14 protein-coding genes and 3 pseudogenes are annotated in these 21,114 nt (G+C 59.3%); 6 read left to right on the top strand and 11 right to left on the bottom strand.

Going from position 1 to position 21,114, the window contains the following annotated elements; all coding sequences use genetic code 11:
• Positions 1-19: 19 nt before the first annotated feature.
• Positions 20-157, bottom strand: coding sequence for a hypothetical protein (locus AAE027_RS19765; protein WP_370987035.1), 138 nt, complete (start codon positions 155-157; stop codon positions 20-22).
• Between the two features lie 307 nt (positions 158-464).
• A complete protein-coding gene (locus AAE027_RS19760) occupies positions 465-1,112 on the bottom strand; it encodes an FkbM family methyltransferase (protein WP_370987174.1) in 648 nt (215 codons plus the stop codon).
• 1,136 nt (positions 1,113-2,248) lie between these two features.
• Between AAE027_RS19760 and AAE027_RS19755 the strand changes: the two genes are divergently transcribed.
• Together AAE027_RS19755 and groL are read left to right on the top strand one after the other, a co-directional pair.
• The gene (locus AAE027_RS19755; protein ID WP_091898696.1) at positions 2,249-2,563 is read left to right on the top strand and encodes a co-chaperone GroES; all 315 of its coding nucleotides are present in this window, start codon (positions 2,249-2,251) and stop codon (positions 2,561-2,563) included.
• A gap of 83 nt (positions 2,564-2,646) precedes the next feature.
• Positions 2,647-4,287: a chaperonin GroEL gene (gene groL, locus AAE027_RS19750; protein WP_370987036.1), complete on the top strand. Its 1,641-nt coding sequence runs from the start codon at positions 2,647-2,649 to the stop codon at positions 4,285-4,287.
• 237 nt (positions 4,288-4,524) lie between these two features.
• Here the strand turns inward: groL and AAE027_RS19745 are convergent.
• A pseudogene (locus tag AAE027_RS19745) lies at positions 4,525-4,698 on the bottom strand (IS3 family transposase); the annotation flags it as partial.
• A gap of 134 nt (positions 4,699-4,832) precedes the next feature.
• On the opposite strand from AAE027_RS19745, the pseudogene arfA reads away from it, so the two are divergent.
• Positions 4,833-6,374: pseudogene (gene arfA, locus AAE027_RS19740) on the top strand (arabinosylfuranosidase ArfA).
• Between the two features lie 400 nt (positions 6,375-6,774).
• On the top strand, positions 6,775-7,074 hold the full coding sequence (locus tag AAE027_RS19735; protein ID WP_091898706.1) for a hypothetical protein: 300 nt from the start codon (positions 6,775-6,777) through the stop codon (positions 7,072-7,074).
• 798 nt (positions 7,075-7,872) lie between these two features.
• Here the strand turns inward: AAE027_RS19735 and AAE027_RS19730 are convergent.
• From AAE027_RS19730 to AAE027_RS19715, 4 genes and pseudogenes are all read right to left on the bottom strand, one after another.
• A complete protein-coding gene (locus tag AAE027_RS19730; RefSeq protein ID WP_370987037.1) occupies positions 7,873-8,145 on the bottom strand; it encodes a hypothetical protein in 273 nt (90 codons plus the stop codon).
• A gap of 337 nt (positions 8,146-8,482) precedes the next feature.
• Positions 8,483-9,856 carry a M16 family metallopeptidase gene (locus tag AAE027_RS19725; RefSeq protein WP_370987038.1) on the bottom strand — a complete coding sequence of 458 codons (1,374 nt, stop codon included), beginning with the start codon at positions 9,854-9,856 and terminating at the stop codon, positions 8,483-8,485.
• Positions 9,853-11,178 (bottom strand): M16 family metallopeptidase, encoded by a 1,326-nt coding sequence (locus AAE027_RS19720; RefSeq protein WP_370987039.1) that lies wholly within the window; start codon positions 11,176-11,178, stop codon positions 9,853-9,855. Before AAE027_RS19720 ends, AAE027_RS19725 begins: the two co-directional genes overlap by 4 nt.
• A gap of 756 nt (positions 11,179-11,934) precedes the next feature.
• A pseudogene (locus tag AAE027_RS19715) lies at positions 11,935-12,899 on the bottom strand (type IV secretory system conjugative DNA transfer family protein); the annotation flags it as partial.
• Between the two features lie 380 nt (positions 12,900-13,279).
• Between AAE027_RS19715 and AAE027_RS19710 the strand changes: the two are divergent.
• Together AAE027_RS19710 and AAE027_RS19705 are read left to right on the top strand one after the other, a co-directional pair.
• Positions 13,280-14,962 (top strand): outer membrane protein, encoded by a 1,683-nt coding sequence (locus AAE027_RS19710; RefSeq protein WP_370987040.1) that lies wholly within the window; start codon positions 13,280-13,282, stop codon positions 14,960-14,962.
• A 660-nt stretch (positions 14,963-15,622) separates the two neighbouring features.
• Positions 15,623-17,290, top strand: a complete 1,668-nt coding sequence (locus AAE027_RS19705; RefSeq protein WP_130218205.1) for an acyl-CoA dehydrogenase family protein — start codon at positions 15,623-15,625, stop codon at positions 17,288-17,290.
• A gap of 480 nt (positions 17,291-17,770) precedes the next feature.
• Here AAE027_RS19705 and AAE027_RS19700 read toward each other — a convergent pair whose 3' ends face one another.
• The 4 genes from AAE027_RS19700 to AAE027_RS19685 are packed head-to-tail and all read right to left on the bottom strand — an operon-like array spanning position 17,771 to position 21,109.
• The gene (locus AAE027_RS19700) at positions 17,771-18,508 is read right to left on the bottom strand and encodes a hypothetical protein (RefSeq protein ID WP_245471395.1); all 738 of its coding nucleotides are present in this window, start codon (positions 18,506-18,508) and stop codon (positions 17,771-17,773) included.
• Positions 18,505-19,680 (bottom strand): alanine racemase, encoded by a 1,176-nt coding sequence (gene alr, locus AAE027_RS19695; protein ID WP_370987042.1) that lies wholly within the window; start codon positions 19,678-19,680, stop codon positions 18,505-18,507. Before alr ends, AAE027_RS19700 begins: the two co-directional genes overlap by 4 nt.
• A gap of 11 nt (positions 19,681-19,691) precedes the next feature.
• On the bottom strand, positions 19,692-20,771 hold the full coding sequence (locus AAE027_RS19690; RefSeq protein WP_370987043.1) for an NAD(P)/FAD-dependent oxidoreductase: 1,080 nt from the start codon (positions 20,769-20,771) through the stop codon (positions 19,692-19,694).
• On the bottom strand, positions 20,768-21,109 hold the full coding sequence (locus AAE027_RS19685) for a cupin domain-containing protein (RefSeq protein ID WP_370987044.1): 342 nt from the start codon (positions 21,107-21,109) through the stop codon (positions 20,768-20,770). Before AAE027_RS19685 ends, AAE027_RS19690 begins: the two co-directional genes overlap by 4 nt.
• Between the last annotated feature and the right edge of the window lie 5 nt (positions 21,110-21,114).

Below are 21,114 nucleotides of genomic sequence, written 5' to 3'. Positions count from 1 at the left end.
CGGGCTAAAACGGACGTCCTTACGATTTGAGGGAAAGCAGTTTTGCGATCAGCGCGGCGGTCAGCAAGGTGGCGTGACCGTCGGGCGCGATGGCGTACACAAGCGCGCGGCGGTTATGCGCCGCCGGGTCTTGCTCGATCTCGCGGGCGGCTTGCATCGCCGCAAGAACAGTGGACCGCCGACGCGGTATTGACCGCGCCCGAGGAACAGCGATGCGGTGAAGTGATCCGCGTGGCGGATCACCTCGATCGCGCGGGTCTCGATCGCTCGAATGTCATCGGCCGATCTCCAGCGAAAGCGTTAGTGCTCGCTCGGGGGTCTGCAATGGCAACCGGAAACCGGAGTGCCCGTCCGGCCACCGATATCCGCTCGCCTTAATGATCACCCGTTGTGCAGCTTTGGGCGGCATAAGCGCGCTCGTCAGGTCTTCCAGCGATGAATGAGGCGCTCGATATGAGTAGCCACTAGAAGCGTGTATTTTTGAGCAAAACATCACCTTCCACTGCGCGGGGATAGTGGGCCGCCACTTCGAACGATGGTAACAGGTCAAGAATGGCTTGCAGGGGCAACTGCCCTTCGTAGAGCTCGCGGTCGCTATATTCCGTGTAGATGAAGCGCGTGTTGCTCAAGGTCTGCATGCCGCCCGCGATAACATCGGCTTCGGCTCCCTGGACATCCATCCAGATGAAATCGACCGTATTCAGCTTGGCTTCGCTGCACCAGTCGTCCAGCCGCCGCGTTTCAACCGAGACAGGGCGATCGAACCGAACCCAATCATACTCGGTAAGATGATTCTTCGGGCGGCGTATTGAGCCGGAGAGGTCCCATTCCTTCGCATCACCATCTGCATTGCTTGGATGGAAGTCGATCATCCCGTTTCGATCACTGATGGCGATTTCAAGCAGCTTCACCCTATTGAGGGATGGGCCTAGCTTCTTCTTGAAGCGCTCGATCGCTCTGGGGTCCGGCTCAAAGCAGTAGAGTTGAGCTTGCGGGCACAGGTTGAGAAACTGTTGCGTATCGGTCCCGTCATTGCAGCCGATATCCAGGATGACGGGATTCGGCTTCTGAAGAAGTGAGACAATATGCTGGTGTACTTCTACAGACGACACAGGTGCTTTTTCCATTTGGCGCGGAGATCGGGTGAATTTCGTCCTTGAAGCCGCAATCACACGGCAGACGCGCCGGTACAACGTATATCAACGTATATAATTCATATGCCCGTCAGTCCCCTTGATCCATGACGGCTATTTGGATGCCATCGACATCAAAAGGGAAAGCCTGTCGGACCGGGAGGTGCAGCGACTGCCCTACCCAGTCTCGGGAGATGCGCCAACTGTGAGCCAGATCGTCGTCTCCGGTTCGCCTTTTGGGGCAGCGGAAAGATCGGCTTCGCTCGAATGTCACCTGTCGGCTATTCTCCCTGGGGCGTGCCGGGCAGAGTGATCTCTCGTGCGCGGCAATAGCCAATCACCTCGATCACAGTTGCGCGAAATGTGCTCTGCCGACTGACGGTCGCCATCACAGATTCGCTGACGCAATTTGCAGCTCCGGGCGATCCCTTCCTCGGAATCATCTGTCCTTCGGAGAAGAGCGTACGCGATCAAAGCTCCGACGCAGCGTTGCTGCGCAAGCAAGCTCCTCGCCGATCGTCGCAGATCTCTTCGATCACTATCGGTCTACGAACGATCGGGGTAAATGCAACAGGTTTTGAGCGACCGTGCCACGGCTGGACATCGACAATTCGATACAATCCGATGATGGCCTCTCTTGCCGCCGCCTTTTACAGGAAACATCGCCTGAGTTTTCGAGATAGTTGGCATACTTGTTATTATGCGCGGCTACGTCAGATTCATCGAGCGCCGCTCTTCGATGAGTCTTGTGCACCGCACGCTTCGGCGGCGTCAGCTGTTAGATGCTGCCGTCAGACGAAGCAATCATGTGCAGCCCGGCCGCCGTCGTCGAAACACGCGGCGCTTCGATCGGTGTAACGGCCGCCGGTGCAATGTTAAGGAACTCTAGGCTTAATCCGGGTGTTTCGACGAAACGCAATGTCATTTTCGCAACAGCTTGGCAGGCTGTGTACCTAAGGGCGTTTGCTTCCGGACAAAGACACGCGCAGGCCAGGCAACGATTCAACAGAACTGCAGGCATGGATCTTCAGCTCATTTCTGGCCTGACTCTTGCTATAATTGGGCTGGTCACAATGTGCCAATCTCCAACTTGTTCAATCGCTCAGGAGTCCTGTATGAATTTCCGTCCGCTTCACGACCGCGTCGTGGTCAAGCGCATCGACGCCGATGAGAAGACCGCCGGTGGCATCATCATTCCGGACACAGCCAAGGAAAAGCCCTCGCAGGGCGAAGTCATTGCAGTTGGCCCGGGCGGCCGCGATGAGACCGGCAAGCTGATTCCGATCGACATCGAGGTCGGCAACCGCGTGCTGTTCGGCAAGTGGTCCGGCACCGAGGTCAAGATCGACGGGCAGGACCTGTTGATCATGAAGGAGAGCGACATCATGGGCGTTCTCACCGATGTGTTTTCCAAGAAGAAAGCCGCCTAACCCAGCGCTCGCACAGCTCACCCCTGACGAGCGCCCATCGGGCGCGCTGAAGGATGAGAAAATAAGAACTGAGGGAATTCTTTATGTCAGCCAAAGAAGTCAAATTCGGAGTAGACGCGCGAGACCGCATGCTGCGCGGTGTCGACATCCTCGCCAATGCCGTGCAGGTTACGCTCGGTCCGAAGGGCCGCAACGTGGTGCTCGACAAGTCGTTCGGCGCGCCTCGCATCACCAAGGACGGCGTTGCCGTCGCCAAGGACATCGAGCTTGAGGACAAGTTCGAGAACATGGGCGCCCAGATGGTGCGCGAGGTGGCTTCGAAGGCGGCGGATGCTGCCGGCGACGGCACCACCACAGCGACCGTCCTGGCCGCCGCGATCGTCCGTGAAGGCGCCAAGTCGGTCGCCGCCGGTATGAACCCGATGGACCTGAAGCGCGGTATCGACCTCGCGGTCGAAGCCGTCGTCGCGGATCTCCAGAAGAACTCGAAGAAGGTCACTTCGAACGAGGAGATCGCCCAGGTCGGCACCATTTCCGCCAACGGCGATGCCGAGATCGGCAAGTTCCTCGCCGACGCCGTGAAGAAGGTCGGCAACGAGGGCGTGATCACGGTCGAGGAGGCCAAGTCGCTAGAGACCGAGCTCGACGTCGTCGAGGGCATGCAGTTCGACCGCGGCTACATCTCGCCCTACTTCGTCACCAACGCCGACAAGATGCGCGTTGAGATGGACGACGCCTACATCCTCATCAACGAGAAGAAGCTCTCCTCGCTCAACGAGCTGCTGCCGCTGCTCGAGGCCGTGGTGCAGACCGGCAAGCCGCTGGTCATCGTCGCCGAGGACGTCGAAGGCGAAGCCCTCGCGACCCTGGTCGTGAACCGCCTCCGCGGCGGCCTGAAGGTCGCGGCCGTCAAGGCTCCCGGCTTCGGCGATCGCCGCAAGGCCATGCTGCAGGACATCGCGATCCTGACCGGCGGCCAGGCGATCTCGGAAGATCTCGGCATCAAGCTCGAGAACGTCACGCTCAACATGCTCGGTCGCGCCAAGAAGGTGATGATCGATAAGGAGAACACCACGATCGTCAACGGCGCCGGCAAGAAGGCCGACATCGACGCGCGCGTGGCCCAGATCAAGGCGCAGATCGAGGAGACCACCTCGGACTATGACCGTGAGAAGCTCCAGGAGCGTCTCGCCAAGCTCGCGGGTGGCGTCGCGGTGATCCGCGTCGGCGGCGCGACCGAGGTCGAGGTAAAGGAGCGCAAGGATCGCGTTGATGACGCGATGCACGCGACCCGCGCGGCAGTCGAGGAAGGCATCCTGCCGGGCGGCGGCGTCGCCCTGCTCCGGGCCTCCGAGCAGCTCAAGGGCCTGCGCACCAAGAACGACGACCAGAAGACCGGCGTCGAGATCGTGCGCAAGGCCCTGTCCTGGCCAGCCCGCCAGATCGCGATCAACGCCGGTGAAGACGGTTCGATCGTGGTCGGCAAAGTTCTCGAGAACGAGCAGTACTCTTATGGCTTCGATGCGCAGACAGGCGAGTACAGCAACCTTGTCTCCAAGGGCATCATTGACCCGACCAAGGTCGTGCGCATCGCGGTCCAGAACGCCTCCTCGGTGGCAGCGCTGCTGATCACGACGGAAGCGATGGTTGCCGAGCTGCCGAAGAAGGCCACGGCCGGTCCTGCGATGCCTCCGGGCGCCGGCATGGGCGGTATGGACTTCTGATCAAGCCTCTCAAAGTGTCGATGACATGCAAAACCCTGGCAGGAATGCCAGGGTTTTTTGGCTTCGGGCGAGCTTGCAACCGTCGATAGCCCTTGCGAGCCTGGATGGGCAGACGGCGCCGAGAGCCCCAAAGGCCAACCATTGGCCTATCCGTACGAGCGGCGGTCGGGCCCAGACCTAATTTGCTTGGTTTGACTTTTCCTGCGGCGACAGGGCCTCCGCCAAGGTAAAAACGGACCAGCAATTGTCGTTTGGCTTGCCGCGCTGCGAGAAGTCCGGCGAGACGCCGCGCTGGTAAGCCCGCAGGTCAAGATTGCGCGACCCGAACTCGCTGCCCTGATCGACGCGGATCGTCGTCGGAGATCCGACTTCCTTGCAGGCTCTTTCCAGTCCACGACGTCGCTGCCGCGGAAGGCTCGCGCTCCGCAAATCCTAGATGCGGATCGGCTTAATGGAGTTTTCTCCGCGCAAACGGCACGAATCTTGATTCGTTTCTTTCGCACACCTTCGTAACCGTCATCAGCCTCAGGCCACCCGAGAAGAACATGAGAAAAGCCAAAGTTCTGATCGACCGCGACTTCACCATTGGTCACACGGACCCTCGTCTGTTTGGTGCTTTCATCGAACATCTGGGCCGATGCGTCTATGGTGGCATCTACGAGCCCGGCCATCCGAGCGCAGACGAGAGAGGTTTTCGGAAGGACGTGCTGGCGCTGGTGAAGGAGCTCGGCCCGACCCTCGTTCGATATCCTGGCGGCAATTTTGTCTCCGGATACAATTGGGAGGACGGCGTTGGGCCACTGGAGACGAGGCCTGCGCGCCTCGACTTGGCCTGGTTCAGCACCTAGCCGAACAGCTTCGGCACCAATGAATTCATGGACTGGTGCAGGGCCGCCGATGTCGCGCCGATGATGGCCGTCAATCTGGGGACCCGCGGCGGCGACGCTGCTCGCAATCTGGTCGAATACTGCAACCATCCCGGGGGAACTGCGTGGTCGGAGCTCCGCCGCAAGCACGGCTGGCAGACGCCCCATGGGATCAAGCTGTGGTGCCTCGGCAATGAGATGGACGGGCCCTGGCAGATAGAGCAAAAGAGCGCCGCCGCTTACGGGGCAGTTGCAAGAGAGGCGGCCAAGATGATGCGGTGGGTGGACCCTACCATCGAGCTTGCGGCGTGCGGCTCATCGTTGCGCAACATGCCTAGCTTTGGCCAATGGGAAGAAACGGTCCTCGAACACACCTTCGATTACGTCGACTACATTTCAATCCATACTTATCTCGAGAATTACAGTCAGGACACCGCATCGTTTCTCGCGAGCACCGACCTGATGGACAGCTTCATCGATGAGGTCGTCGTCCTAGCTGATGCGGTTGCGGCCAAGCGGCGCTCCAAAAAGCGTCTTATGCTGAGCTTCGACGAATGGAACGTCTGGTATCGAACGCGCAACGAGGTTGCCCCGGTGGTGGACCGCTGGCCAGTGGCACCACCCATCCTTGAGGAAATCTATACGATGGAGGACGCGCTCGCCTTCGGCGGCGCCTGCATTTCCCTGCTAAATCACGCCGATCGGGTGAAAGTTGCCTGCCTGGCGCAACTCGTGAACGTCATCGCGCCGATCATGACCAAGACAGGCGCAGGTGCGTGGCGCCAAACCATCTTCTTTCCTTTTGCGCATATGAGCCGCTTTGGTCGGGGCAGGATTTTGCGCGCACAAGTCGAGTCGGAGGCTTACTGTGCGTCGCACAACAATCCTGACGGTAGACCGGCCGAGACCTTTCCAGTGCCTGACGTGCCGTATCTCAAAATAGCGGCAGTCGCCGAACAAGGCGGCGGCTTGTCGCTCTTTCTGCTCAATCGTGATCTGAAGCAGGAGATGGAGGTGAGCGTCGAGGCCAGAAGCTTCGGTCCCCTGACAGTTCACGAGCGGCTCGAGCTCCGGCACGATGATCTGATGGCAGCAAATACCGAGAATACGCCGGACAAGGTCAAGCCGGCGCCCTTGCAAAGCGTGGCCTTTGACCGCGGGAGGTTGCAGGCGAGGCTCAAGCCGGCGTCATGGAATGTGATCTACCTGGCGGCAGACTGAGAAGATGAAGGGGCTCGCGAAGGCAGCGCGCCAAAGGATCAATCACCATCGCGGTTTAGGTTCTTTCTTGAGCATGATTTCCGCGAAACCTAGCCAAGCTTCCCTTTGTCCGCCGCCATAGAAAAGGCGAGCCTCTTGGATTGATCCGAAGGTGAGACCAAGGCTTCAGCAAAGCACCGCCACGTCGCCCTCCGCACGTTGCCGTGCGGGTTGCGTCTCGCCGCATATGCGGTGGGCATTTCCGCGAAATTGCCCCGAAATCCCTACACGATGACCACACGAAGCAGATTGATGCACCCCGCGCCATTCGCACCATCTTATGCGATGCGATCGGTCCGGTGCATGCGAATGGCGGGAAGTCACCGAATCGTCTCATCGCGAAGCAATCCAGGAGATTTGGATGAACTTAGTGAAAACCTCTGCCATCGCATGCGCCCTTTCGGCCCTGCTTGTCGGCCCTGTCCTCGCGCAAGCACTTCCTTCCGAGTCCACGAAGCCCCACAGCGGCTTGCAAGGCAAGAAAACACAGGGCACCAAGATCGATGATGAGGTTTTGAGCGCGCACCCCGGCTCCGTGGGCGGAAAGGTGGGCATAAAATCAACTAAGGGGACTAAGGGTACGACCGGCACCACCGGCACGGCCCCGTCCAAAGCGATTATTGACGATTCGGCAAATGGTGGCAGCGCCGACACCGACTGAAGCCAGCGCGTACGCCCCACAAAGCTCTGGTTGGCAACTGTGGCTGAGGTTTTCTGCGAACAGCGGCCACGGTGAAGCGTTAGCATCCGATTCAAATCGTTCGGGATTTGCGAGAGCTGTTTGTGGCGAAACAGTCCGGCCTCTTTTCGGAGGCCGGGCGGAAGTCTGACGCTCGTTCGGCGTTCTCAAGATGAACGTGCTCTCAAAGAATTCTTAACGTCGGCGCCGTCGGGATCGGCCCAATCGCCGCTTTGCAATGTCGAAGTTGCGAGACTGGCCAGCTTTCGGCAATCGTAACGCCGCCAGATCCACTTGAGGTCTGCGATGATGGGGTCAATTTCAAGTGGCGGCGTACCTCGCGCGTGATCGCGCCGAACAACCCGCGCTTCTGGCCGGAGATGAGGGCGCGGCGGAATTTTCGCGTTATGGCCGCGGGATATCATCGCGACCTGTGTGCCAAATAGCTGGTCGCAATCCGTCTGCCGATCGGCACTTTCGAAAAAACGCCCGAGCGTGACGACGCCGCAGTTCGGAGCAAGATCCCGCGACTTGTAGAAAAGAACGCCTCTTTTTAGCATAATGGGGGCACATGTGCGGCGGAAAAACCCTGGCACCACGAGAGCCTGGGAACTTTACCTCTCCGGAATGCGCCGGTTCGAGAGGTCCGCAAGTCTAGGGTCAGCTTATCAATGACCGAAATGGCGGAAAACTCTCGGCCCACAGGTTTGCCCTCGAGCACTGCTTGAGCTGCATAACTAAAGCGGCCTGCGGGCTCGTGAAAAGGTTCAACGAACTCTTCTAAGCTTTGGTGATCGGCCTGATCCGGCGCAGCAGCGAATTGGCATATTCCTCGCGCTCGCGCATGAAGCGCTCTTGGTGCGCTTTGAAGCTCTCGACCCGCTTCCTAATTTGATCGCGTTCGCTGCCACCATAGTCGGGCAGGCTGACGCGATCCCGGTCGATGACTTCTTTCAGTTGAGGCCGGGGCTGCCCGATCTCCACCTTCAGCGATCCGGCGAAAGCCATCGCTTCAGCGACGAGCGCATCGAGTTCGCTCTTCCAATCACGCATTGACGCTCTCCCGCGGAGTACGGCCCGCTACACAAGCCGCGACGTGGCCCGGACGCTGGTCGCGACAAAGGGCAGCCCAATCCTCATCCGCTTCTCCTTGAAGGAGGCGCCGACGATACTGCCGGCGGCCCTCCGGGTTCAAAATGCTCATTGACAACAAATGCAGTCTAGCCCCGTGCCAGCGATCCTCTAGAGCCAAAATGCATCGTCTCCTTGTTTTGCCGTTGAGAACGCTACGCGGCGCGACGCGGTTTCCGCTGGGCCGCGAAGCGCCACATATCTTACAGATGGGGGGTGCCGAACTCGACTTATGGAGCTCTGCTGGCCATGAGGCACTTCAGTCCGACTTCGGCGGGGTCGCTGCGGCGGGCTGCGCGGCCGCCTGGGGTGCCCGGCCGACGACGACGGTAAGGAGGCCCTGACCCCACAGGCGTTTGGCAGCCTGCTTGGCGTCGTCCATCGTCACGGCATCGATGATGGCGTTGCGCTTCTCGATATAGCCGATCGGCAGCTTGTCCTGCTGATACTGCAACAGCTCCTGCGCGAGCTTGGAGGAAGAGTCGAGCTCCAGCATCTGCGAGCCCTTGAGGTAGGACTTGGCCTCGTCGAGCTCCTTCTGCGTCGGTCCCGCCTGGGCGATCCGGCGGACCTCTCTCTCGACGGCGTCGATGCTGACGCCGGCGCGGTCGGCGCGCGTGCCGGTATTGCCGATGAAGAGCGCCGAATGCTCCATCCACAGCAGCGATTCGTAAACGGAATAGGCCAGCCCGCGCTTCTCGCGGACCTCGCGAAAGAGCCGGGAGGACAATCCATCACCGCCGAGGATGTGGTTGACGACGTAGGCGGCCATGAAGTTGGGATCGCTGCGCTTCACGCCGGGGCCACCGAAGGCGATCACCGTCTGCGGCACGTCGAGCGTCACGAAGGCGCGTTGCGGCGGCTTTGCGGCCTCGACGTCGGGGACCGGCGTGAGATTGGCCTTGGCGGGGAGGCTACCAAAGGTGTGGTCGAGCAGCTTGCCGAGCGTGGCCGGATCGATGTCGCCGACGACCGCGATCTTCAGCCCATCCTTGGCGAGCACGCGGCCGACATAATCCTTCAAGTCGGCGACCGCGATGGTCGGCACGCTATCGAGGTTGCCGTTGGTCTGCCGGCCGTACGGGTGATCGCCGAAGGCGACCTCGAGGAACTTGCGGCTCGCCAGCGATGTCGGATTGGTGGTCTCGCGGCGCAGCCCCGAGATGACCTGCGAGCGGATGCGCTCGACGTCGGCCGTGTCGAAATGCGGCGAGGTTAGCGCCATCCTGAGCAGGTCGAAGGCCTCGTCCTTGTTGTCGCGCAGCATGCGCAGGCTGCCGCGGAACGTGTCGCGGGTGGCGTTGAAGGAGAGTTCGATGGCGCGGCGGTCGAGCCGTTCATGGAAGGTCTTGGAGTCGAGATTGCCGGAGCCCTCGTCGAGGAGCTCGCCGACGAGATTGGCGACGCCCGACTTGTCCTTGGGATCCTGCGCCGAGCCGCCGGCGAAGGAATATTCCATGGCGATCAGCGGCACCGTTGCGTCCTGCACGAACCAGGCTTCGATGCCGCCCGGCGAGATCATGTGCTGGATCTTGGCCGCCGCCTGCGAGGGCGAGATGGACGCCAAGGAGAGCGTCACGGAGGTCACGACGGAGAGCGCGATGCCGCGCATGCGGAGGAACGGATAGGTCACGAACGCTTCTCCTCGCGCTTGGCGGTGGCGGTGGCGGTATCCTTGATCAGGTAGCCGGTGACCGAGCGCTTCTTCTCGAGCCATTTTTGCGCGGCGGCGCGCACCTGTTCGGCGGTGACGGCGCGGATGCGATCCGGCCAGCTGCGGATGTCCTCGGTGGACAGGCCTATCGTCAACGCTCTGCCATACAAGCTCGCCAACACCGCCTGATCGTCTTGGGCGTAGATTGCTCGGGCAATGAGCTGGGTCTTGACCCGCTCGAGATCCTCGGCGCCAATCGGCTTCTTTACGATGTCCGCGATGACGTCGTCGATCACCTGCTCGACCTCCGCGAAGCTGACACCCTGCTTGGGCGAGGCCGAGATCGAGAACTCGCTCGGGTCGAGCGAGATGTCCCGATAGCTGGCGCTGGCCGAGACCGCGAGCGGTTTGTCGACCACGAGCGCGCGGTAAAGATAAGAGTTGTAGTCCCTGCCCATCAGTTGCGCGAGCACGTGAAGCGCGGCGCTCTCGCCGGCTGCGGCGGTCATCGCCGAGGGCACCACATAATGGCGGTGCACGCTGGGCTGCTCGACGCGCGGATCCGACAGCGTAACGGTGCGCGGAGCGGCCGGCTCCGGCTCCTGCGGACGGATGCGTTGCGCGGGGATCGCCGGCTGTGCCGGGATCGGACCGAAATTGCGCTCGACCAGCGGGCGCACGTCGGCGACCTCGACGTCGCCGGCGATCACCAGGATCGCGTTGTTCGGCGCATAGAAGCGGCGGTAGAAAGCCAGGGCATCCTCGCGATCCAATTTTTCGATCTCTTGCCGCCAACCGATGATCGGCCGTCCATAGGGGTGATTGAGGTAGAGTGCCCTCTGAATTTGCTCGCTCAGCCGCGCCGCGGGACTGTTGGCAACGCGCATGTTGCGTTCTTCGAGCACGACGTCGCGCTCGGGCAGCACGTTGTCGTCCTTGAGCACGAGCCCGGTCATGCGATCGGCCTCGAATTTCATCATGGTCGGCAACTGCTCGCGCGGCACCTGCTGATAGTAGTTGGTGTAGTCGACCGAGGTTGAGGCGTTCTCGTTGCCTCCGGTGCGATGCACCGTCTGGGAGAATTCGCCGACCGGATGCTTCGAGGTGCCCTTGAACATCAGGTGCTCGAGGAAATGTGCGAGCCCCGATTTGCCCGCCGTCTCGTCAGCGGAGCCTACCTTGTACCAGATCATCTGCGTCACCACCGGTGTGCGATGGTCCGGGATCACGACCACCTGCAGGCCGTTGTCAAGCGTAAAGCTGGAGAGCCTCACGGAGCTCGAAGGAGCCTCGGCTGACATGCCATCTGTCAAGAAGGCGCAGGTCAGGACCAGCGCTAGAAGGCACGCGACCGATCGAGATGAAGATGTCGGCAGCCTTGACAGCACTCGAACTGGAACGAAAGCACGGTGGGGCGGGTGGTTGGACGCGGCATTGTTATCGGCATGGTTCATCCGCCGCTTGAGTGGCACGAGTTTTTGCAAGCTCCATTGCAGTTGTTTCTGGATGAGGAATGAGATCATGATCAATGTCATCTATCTGCTGCTCCATTCTTTGGATATCGCCGCGCTTGCTCGAGGGTATTATCCTGGTCCGGCGGCGTCGCCGGCCAACCCAAAGCATTAGTCGTGCCAAGAAGGAACTCTTTGAATTACAACTTGGCCCCCAAAGCAGCCTGTTCGCATCTTCACACATCGTCGCACCTCGGACACGGTGCGCGCGCTTTGCAACAAGTCTGGCTATCGAGAGGTCTCTTGCTTGCGGAGCGGGGTTGGACCCGCCTAGCGCTCGCAGTTGAGCGACAGATCATTTTCGTTCGTTGGTGCTGCGCGTATGTCCGCGCTATGCCGAACAGCCACGGAGTGGCGGTGAACATGATTTAAATGCCATATGTCAGTAAGCCTCCGAGGGAAGACGCTTTGCGGCGGGCTGGCCCGATGGTTGAGAACTGTACGTATGGACTGCCCATACGATCCGTTCGCTGAATCGGCTTGAAGTGGTCGATACAAATAGACCGACATCTGAGCTTTCTTCTTCGCGACCATGCCTGCCTCACAATCCGAGATCGTCGCCGGGACCTGGACATGACAGTTGTCGAGGATCGAGTTGTTTGGCCCGTAGACCTTCTTGATCTGGTTCAGCGACTGGGCGATCAGAAAACTCTTGATGCCGTAACCAGCCATGAAGGCGAGCGCCGACTCAAAGAAATCGAGCCGGCCGAGCGCCAGGAAGTCGTCGAGCATCAGGAGGAGCCGGCGCCGCCTGGCCTTCGCCTGGAGATGCTCGGTCAGGCGGCGGCCGATCTGGTTGAGGATCAGCCGGATCCGCCGCTTGGTGCGGTTAATGTCCGATGGCGGTACGACGAGGTACAGCGTGGTCGCTCGGTCTCCGCCGACGATGTCACTAATCCGCCAGTCGCAGCGTCGCGTCACCTCGGCCACCACGGGATCTCGATAGAGGCCGAGGAACGACATCGCGTTGCTCTCAGGACACCGGAGCGCTCGTTGCCGGACTTGTTCAGCAGTTCGCGCGCGGCGGAGGCAACGACCGGATGGACGCCGGCCTCGCCGAGATGCGCGATCAGCATCATCGCCGCAAGCGTCGATTCGATCGGCCGCTTGGGATCGGACAGGAAGGCTGCGACGCCGGCGAGCGTCTTGTCCTCCTCGGCGTAGAGGACGTGGAGAATCGCGCCAACCAGGAGCGTGTGACTGGTCTTCTCCCAATGGTTTCGCTTCTCGAGGCTGCCTTTCGGGGTCGACGAGGATGTCGGCAATGTTCTGGACATCGCGCACCTCCCGCTCGCCGTGCCTAACCTCCAGCAACGGGTTGTAGGCTGATGACTTCGCATTGGTCGGATCGAAGAGAAGTACGCGGCCGTGCCGGGCACGGAAGCGCTGCCAGTTCTCGCCCTTGATGTCGTGTGCGATCGCAGATCCTGGCCAAGTCAGCAGCGAGGGATGACGAGGCCGACGCCTTTGCCGCTCCGGGTCTGCGCGAAGCACAAGATATGCTCCGGTTCGGAGGGCAGAATGCGCGAGCGGCGCGTCCGCGCGACCACTCCACGACAGATGCACGTCGCGCATTAGAGCCTACCTTGCAAATTATTCGGCGATGAAGGGACTGTCGGAAGCTCCGATTGTAAAACTTGAGACAATTAGTCAGCAAGATGACGCAACAAATCGACGAAATTCCTGCAAAACATACGAATTCAGTTCGGCACGCGGGTTGCTTCCTTCGGTGCATCATCACCTAACGCGGTGCGGTGATTTTCGGAGCGGATCTGGCGCGCGTTACCGCGAGTGTCAGTCTGCTCCGACTATTTGCCGTGCGGCGATATCTTAGGAAGCCGGTGTGGACCGGGAAAGTGCAGGGTCTTTGATGAAATCGAGAGTTCTTCTGTTGGGTGCCACGACAATTGCAGTCATGGCCAGCGGTGCGGCCAACGCGCGCCTTGAGCCAGAACCGAAGCTGCCGCTGGTCGTATGGAACTGGTCGGGTGGCTATATCGGCGGACACGTCGGCGGTGGGTACGGCCGAACCTCCTTCAGCAATCCCTACGGTCCATCGATCTATGGCGGTATCGTGGAAAGCCCGGCATTTCTTGCGGGTGGCCAGATCGGCTACAATTGGCAGAACAGCAGCTGGGTGTTTGGCGTCGAACTGGATGCCAGCGGTGTCGTTTCCGAAGGCACAAATACCTGCCTCGCTCATTCGGGCCTGGTTGTGAGCGCAAACTGCATCGCAGGTCCCAACCTCTTCGCCACCGGGACTGGCCGAATTGGTTACGCCTTTGGCGCACTCGGCCACACGCTGGCGTATCTCAAGGGAGGCGTAGCCTGGCAAAACAATAGAGGCGATGTCGTCAACAACTTTGAAGCCGGCTACGTGCCTCAGGAGAAAACCCATTTCGACTATGGTCGTCTCGGTGGCGTCATCGGGCTGGGCATCGAGCAAGCGATTGCGCCTGCATGGTCGGTGAACGTCGAGTATGACTATCTGCACTTTGGCGGACCGGGCGTCGCGACGGCTTCGACAGTGCAGTTTCCGCCGTTTGCGATTCTGCCGGCGAACACAACCAGCCTGTCCAGCAACTACCACATCGGAAGGATTGGCCTTAACTACCATTTCGACGCCGACCTAAACGGCGCAGAATGGTCTAATGCTCCGCTCTACACGAAGGCACCCACGAGCGTGCAGCCCATCCCCTACGCGCCCGGCTGGTCATTCGAAGGCGGCTCGCGGCTCTGGCTCAGCCGGGGAAGATTCCAGTGGGATCACAGCGCAGCGGACCAAGACCAAGATCCCGGCTTGCTGATATCAAGGCTCACGTATCATGGACTGGACGGATTCTCCGGGGAGTTATTTGGCCGTGTTGACAGTCCCTTGGGAGTGTTCCTGAAGAGCAACCTTGGTATCGGGGGCTTCAACAAAGGGAAAGTTAACGATGAAGATTGGGTACCCCACAAGGGACGGTCCTACCAGAACACCCTTTCAGGTCAGACAAATGGAAGGTTCACATATTACACAGCCGACGTCGGTTACGATTTCCTGCGCAGCACCAACTACAAAGTCGGTGGATTCATAGGCTGGACCTATTACGGCCAGAGCTCGGACTCGATCGGTTGCGTTGAGTTCGCTAATCCGCGGCATCGATGTCTGAAGCCGGGTGACAACAGGATCGTTGGCAGCGAGGATACTCAATGGAATGCACCTCGGATCGGCCTGAGCGCCGAAACCATGCTGACCGAGCGTTGGCGCTTGAACGCTGATGTCGCTTACCTGCCCTGGACTGATTTCATCGGGCGAGACAATCACCTCCTGCGTCCCGAGACCACGTTCACGGAACAACGCGGCAATGGTGGCGGCGGCGTCCAGCTTGAAGGCGTGCTGTCCTACTTCGTCACCAGCAACATCAGCGTCGGCTTTGGTGGCCGCTATTGGGCCATGTGGACCAAAAGGGACGCCGGGTCCATGCACTGCGGTAACGGCTGCATCGAGCACTCGCCCTCATTTGCGAAGTACAGTATGGAGCGCTGGGGTACATTCTTTCAGGCCTCATACAAGTTCGACTCAAAGACTTGATCTTGGCCAGCTCGAGACTGCCTCTCGAGCCATCCGAAGCTTCTGGCGAGCATCGACGTGGGCGCAATAGCACCCGGAATCGACTGGCCGGTGCCGCTGCGGTCCTGCATCGTGCATCAGAGCTGTTTCGCGGCGAGGTGGGGCGACCGGAGCTCTAGCTCTTCCCTCGCTGGCACGGCCATCGTCGACCGCCGCGCGGCGGAGGTCCCGAGCAGTCAGATGCAGGATCCACGTCTCCTCGATAAAAACCAACCGCGCGACGTCGATCCCGCCTTGATGTGCTTTCCAGAGGATCCGCCTAGCCTCGCGCTCGATCTCCATACCGTTCCGCCCATCAACGGCCGCTTCATCGCAACGCAGGCCGTCGGGGTATTTCTTGCCACTTCATCGATCATCACAACGCCGATTCCCGGCCATTCAAATGGACCAAGTCCGCCGACGACATCCTCGCTTCCATCTATGTCACGTATCGCCTCGCTATGCTGGCGATCGGTGCATGACGGATCTCTCCCCAGGCGGCTCTCTTTGGGACGAAACACCAATCGACAACCTGAGTGAGTCTTGAGGAGAATGGGAGGTCACTGAAACGAGCGTGCGCCTCCGATAGGTCATATCGACAAGACGCATCTTGATGGGAGCCCGCGCGGCGGCCACAATAAAATGCCGGTCCAGACAGCCTGCTTATACTGCGCTTGCATCCACACTATACCAATGTGTAGCCGAGCTAGCCACGGGGATGAATTGGCACCAAGCGCGGCCGGGATCATTGTGGGCCTTATGGCTATGTACACTCAGGTTTACGCCCAATGCGGGGAGGCGCAGGAACGCACAGCTGAAGGTCGTGCAGCTGCACTATACTCCAGTTTGATCGCTGACCTCAGTCAGCTGAATTTCGCAGACGCGGATGACCGCCGAGCATTCCCTCCGACCCTACACAGCATGTTGGCAAAGCATGGACTGTTCGGGCTCACCACACCAGGAGAGCACGGCGGATTAGCTCTTCCCTTGCAAGAGGCCATCAACCTCATCTCCGCCACTGCATCCTTCGATGTCTCCGCTGCCTCTACGCTCGTTATCCATAACTTCCTGGCCTTGCCCTGCATCGAAGCGGCACCGCACATCCCCGAACAAAAAAATATCATTTGGGGTGCAACACGCGGCGATCTCTGCGCTTTCGCTTTGACGGAGCCTGGAGCTGGCTCTGCCCCGAGGCATATAGAGGCTTCGGCTCTCATGCGCGAAGATAAAGTTCGTATCTCTGGCCGCAAGATCTGGATCGGCCTCGCCGACTGGGCTCGCTGGATCGTTTGCTTTGCGCGCGCGTCTGGTCCCGATGCGAAAGGCCGGCTCGTTGGTGTACTCGTTGACAGGCAGGCTCCAGGCCTAAAGGTCACGCACGAGCATCGCACACTCGGTCTACGCGGCATTATTCAGAATAGTCTGGAGTTCCAGGATGTCGAGGTGCCGAGTGCTTACGTGCTCTCTCGCGATCAAGACGGCTGGGGCGCGGCGGCATCTAGTATGAACCGCGGCCGTATCGGTGTGGCTGCTATGGGTCTTGGAGCGCTTGAGCGCGCTATCCAGGTCGCAGCCTCTTATGCAAGCCATCGTCGACTCGGTAAACTGCGCATGATCGAGAACAGCTACATCGAGCAGTTATTTGGGCAGATGGTGCTGCGGCGGGAAGTCGTGAAGGCGATGCTGGCCGCATCCTGCCGACTTGTTTCAGCGCAGGGCGCCCCTAACGTCCACCTTGCGTCGGCAACGAAGGTTTTGTCCTCGGAGTGGTGCGGCCTTGTCGCTGATCAATGTGTCCAGCTGTTAGGTGGCCGTGGTTACGATGAGGGAACGCCTTTAGCCAAGATCTATCGAGACGCTCGCATCCTCCGCATCTTCGAAGGTCCGACCGAGGCGCTCCTATCACATCTCGGCCGCTGCCTCCTCTCTAAAGCCACGCGTGACGAGATAGCCGATCTCTTTCGGTCTGTTGGTGCGGCATCAGTCCATGCTGCTGCAATTGAGGAACTCTCTGCGCTCAATGAGACAGACGGTGCCGTGCTGATCTATGCGGGTTGGCTCACCACACTGGGACTGGCACAGGCTGTCATGTCCGCTGGTTGCTTCTCGGCCTCAGATTGCGCCGGAGCAGCGGCTGAGCTCGTTAGTTCCGAATTAGCAACTCTCCGTACTCGCGCGCCGGCACGGCAATCTTTCGAACGCCGCAATCGCGCCAGTCAGACTCTGACCACCTTCCTTCAAGACGCGGCCTGTTCGATTCGCTCACCAGTCCTCACAGACGATTACCTCAAATTGGTGCAGTACGTCTGACACTAGCTCGCGGTCCGGACGTCTTTCCACGTCGTGGTGCCACGCGCGGCGACGCAGCTGCGCAAAGCCGAGGCGTCGCCGAGCACTGCCGCCTTCTGAATCCGGCAGGCTCTGCTATGAGGCCTTATCCCGAGCTCGCTCCCGGGCAACGCGCCGGCGCTGACGGCGTCCACGTCGGCCGGCGGCCGCAGCAAGGGAGCAACCGGCACCGCCTCCTCGGCCGCTGCGGCTCGACAACGGTGGGCCGCCACCATGAACTTGAGTACGTCCCGCCCCTTGTCGTGATGGCCAGCCACCGTTTGGGGTCTCAAATGTTCGATACTGACGCCACCGTGCTTTTGCGCCCGGCCGCCTGCGATAGGGATCGCGTTTTCCAGATCTTTCTCGTAATACGCCCGAGAAACGCCATGTACCACGCTTGTTCGTACGTCGGCCTAAACAACGACGCCGTGCCGCGCCACACGCAAAAGCCCAAGCCCTTCAGTTTGCCTTACAAGGCGAACAATCTTCAGGAGCGCTCTTTTTGAAATGGAGGAAGTTACAGACGTCATAATACCCTGCTTCATTCAAGCGGAAGCCAAAGGTCGATATGCGGTTCTTCAGAAAGAGCGGATCGAAAGCGAACGCCTGAAAACCGTTGGAGCAGTCCAAGCGGACATAGTCATCGGTACGCACCACACCCTGAACGTTGATGCCGCAAAGATTGTAGTATTCCAGGCGAGCTACGGTTGCCGTCTCGCCAGTTGAAAAGAGCGACAAAGCGAGATCAAAGGGCGCCTGGCACACCCGTGCGAGAAACTCCATTGGCGCATCCATCGTACCAAGAAAATTAAACGGCAATATACAAAGTACCCTTCCGTCATATCGCCGCATTATCTCATCGATCAGCCGCGTTCTTTTGAAGAACTTGTTAGCCTCACAGCGGATAACTGCTCCATTTCCCTTTTTTAGCCGTCGTGCACGAGGTGGGTTTATGTCGATCCCAAGGTAATCATTGTCAGCCTTTTTGACGCCGATGAGGCGATAGCAACTACAACCTACCTCAATGATCAAATCGTATCGGTTCGAGCACAAGAGATCGAGATAGAAGACTCTCTCACAGTCATGGAACTGACGCACCTGAGCGGTGAAGTAGTTCGGACGCATGAGACGTGTCCCTTCGTCGCCCAGATAGATCGCTCGATTGATTTGCCGGGAGTGGAGGGCGGGTGAGTTCACGGGTGCCTCATATCATCTCGTTGGGCTGAAGCATACACCCTATGGCACCGCCGTCCGATCGCGGTGGTCAGTTCGTCGCTCAGCATTTTCGCGGCTGAAGCCACATCCCCAACTGTTTGCTCGGGGCAGATCAGGTCGACCACGGTACCCGGCGGAGTCCAACTCTCGGGCAGATCCGTTACGTCAATAGTAATAAGATCCATCGAAACTAAGCCGACGATTGGCACACGGGTACCACATACGAAGACGTGCCCCCGATTGCCCAGAATACGCGGAAACCCGTCTCCATAACCAATGGACGCTGTAGCGACACGCATCCGCCTCTTCACTGTGTAGGACCTGTGGTATCCGATAGCTTCCCCCTGCTTCACTTCTCGACATTGAATGATTTGCGTTCGCAGACGGACGACTTGCGATGGCTTGAAGTCGGGATCATCGGAGGTCGAGAAGCCGAAAATCCCTCCACCCGATCTTATGAGGTCAAAATGAAATTCACTCCCGGCGAATAGTCCCGCCGAGTTCGATAGTGACAGAATAGCTTTCGGAAACAAATGGGTCAGTTCGCGGAACCGATCTAATTGCTGAAGACTGACCTCATTTCGCAACTCCGCGCAGGCGAGTTGACTCATGAACAGCGCTATAGGCAACTCCGACAGCCCGTTTTCATCGTCGGCGAGTTTCTGCAACTCATCAATAGGAAACCCTAGTCGGGACAAGCCCGTGTCGACATGAATACCCGCTGGCAACGCCCGATTGCGAAGTCGGCAATGCCGAAGCCATGCATCCAATTGTTCGCTGCTATTCAGGATTGGCAATAAATCATGATGCTCGGCAGCCGGCTCCATACCTGGCATAACACCGTGAAGCAGGTAGATCCTCGCAGATGATGGCAGCACATCCCGCACGGCGATACCTTCCTCCACATCGGCTACGAAGAAATGCCTGCAGCCAATGCGAGCGAGAAACGGCGCGATACGCGCCGCGCCAAGACCGTAGGCGTCTGCCTTGACAACTAAGCCGCAAGCGCTGTACGGCGCAAGCGCCTGAAACCTCCGATAATTGGATTCAATGGCGCTGAGATCAACAATCATGGTCGATCTCGAGGTAACGCCATAACCGGTATCTGCAAAATTATGAGAGAGGTTGGCTTCGATACCAATCGTATCCGGCATATGCCTTCCCCTCATGTCGCGCCGCCATGTCGATACGGAGAATACAGGGATCGTACTGCCTCTTCCGCACACGCGGGCCCAAAACGAAACCCGTTACCCGCACCACCACCAATGACATGCAGACCGGCGACATCTCTGGCTGGACGGGAGAACGGGACACCATCGTCAGAATAGCAGTCGCAAAACACGCGCACTGACGCCACCGCGGGAACGTCAGAGGAAAACCATTTTGCCAGTATTGCGGTTGCACGCGCCAGATCATCCGAGCTGACGCGCAGCCCATTGATGTCGGGCCTCACATCCCATTCCTGCGAGGTAAAACTGAACAACCAATATCCTTGCTCAATCATGGGAATGAGGAAAGCGTAGTCGTCGAACAAGCCGATCATTGGACAGTTTGGGGTGGGGCGCGCCGCCAGGTGAAGCGCGACGACTTTTTTAACTCGCAATCGCGGTTCGTCTGTAAGATGCCGACGCAATGGTGACTCTGGTAACCAGGGGCCAATTGCGAGGATGGCCCGCCTTGCCGAGAGTTCGCTGTCATGAGAGGTCTGAAGAAGAATATCGCTTGGTCCCTGCCATATCCTTTCAATTGAACTGCCCTCGTAAATCGAAATCCCGACGGTCTTGAGCCTTTGGGCCAGATCCTGAAGAATGGAATCGACTGGGCAGTACGATCCCCGATCCAGCGACACGGCCACGTCGGGCGGAACTAAAAACCGCGGCAGCGAGGAAAGTCTCTCGGCCAACGCGAAAGATGTTGAAGGGGTGGTACCGCCCACGCTGCTCCGTCGCGCGAGTTCGTTGGGATCGCGCGTCAGCCAAAACACATCACAGTCTCGGCCATTGGGCCAATGGGGATAGACCTCTCGCCAGAATTTCGAACCACGATTGATGAGGCTCCTTTCCTTCTCGTTCCGACAAATGTTGATTTGGATTCCGGGGGCCAACCCACTGGCACCTGCCCCAACGATATCCCGTTCGAAGATGGCGATTCTCTTCTTCGGGCTATCGCTCGCTGCGATGAAGGCGGCAGTGAGCCCCATGACGCCGGCACCAATGACCGCTAAGTCATAGATCCTGTCGGTCATCGGGTTTCTTTCCAGGAGATGGACAAGGCGCTCAGAACTTCGCTGCCGCGGTTTTCCAAATAATGGGTTCGATCTGGTCGCAGAAACACAAGATCCCCTGACTTGACGGCCAACTCACCATCATCGGTCATCACCTGACCGTGGCCGCTCGTGATTCGCCAGATCTCGGTGGAAGGATGGGAATGAGGCGTCGACACCGCGAACGGGTCGAGCCGGAATTCGATGAGTTCAACCGGACAAGTGGTCTTGGGATCACCTATTCCCTTGACGCCCTGTATTAGTACACCAGGGCTATAGACCGTTATGTCGCCTAAGGTCATCAGCTGCGCATTCTTCATGGTCT

The organism is Bradyrhizobium sp. DN3 (assembly GCF_041357655.1).
Taxonomy (GTDB): Bacteria; Pseudomonadota; Alphaproteobacteria; order Rhizobiales; family Xanthobacteraceae; genus Bradyrhizobium.
The sequence above is the reverse complement of the archived record's forward strand: the minus strand, read 5'-3'. Positions and strand labels throughout refer to the sequence as shown.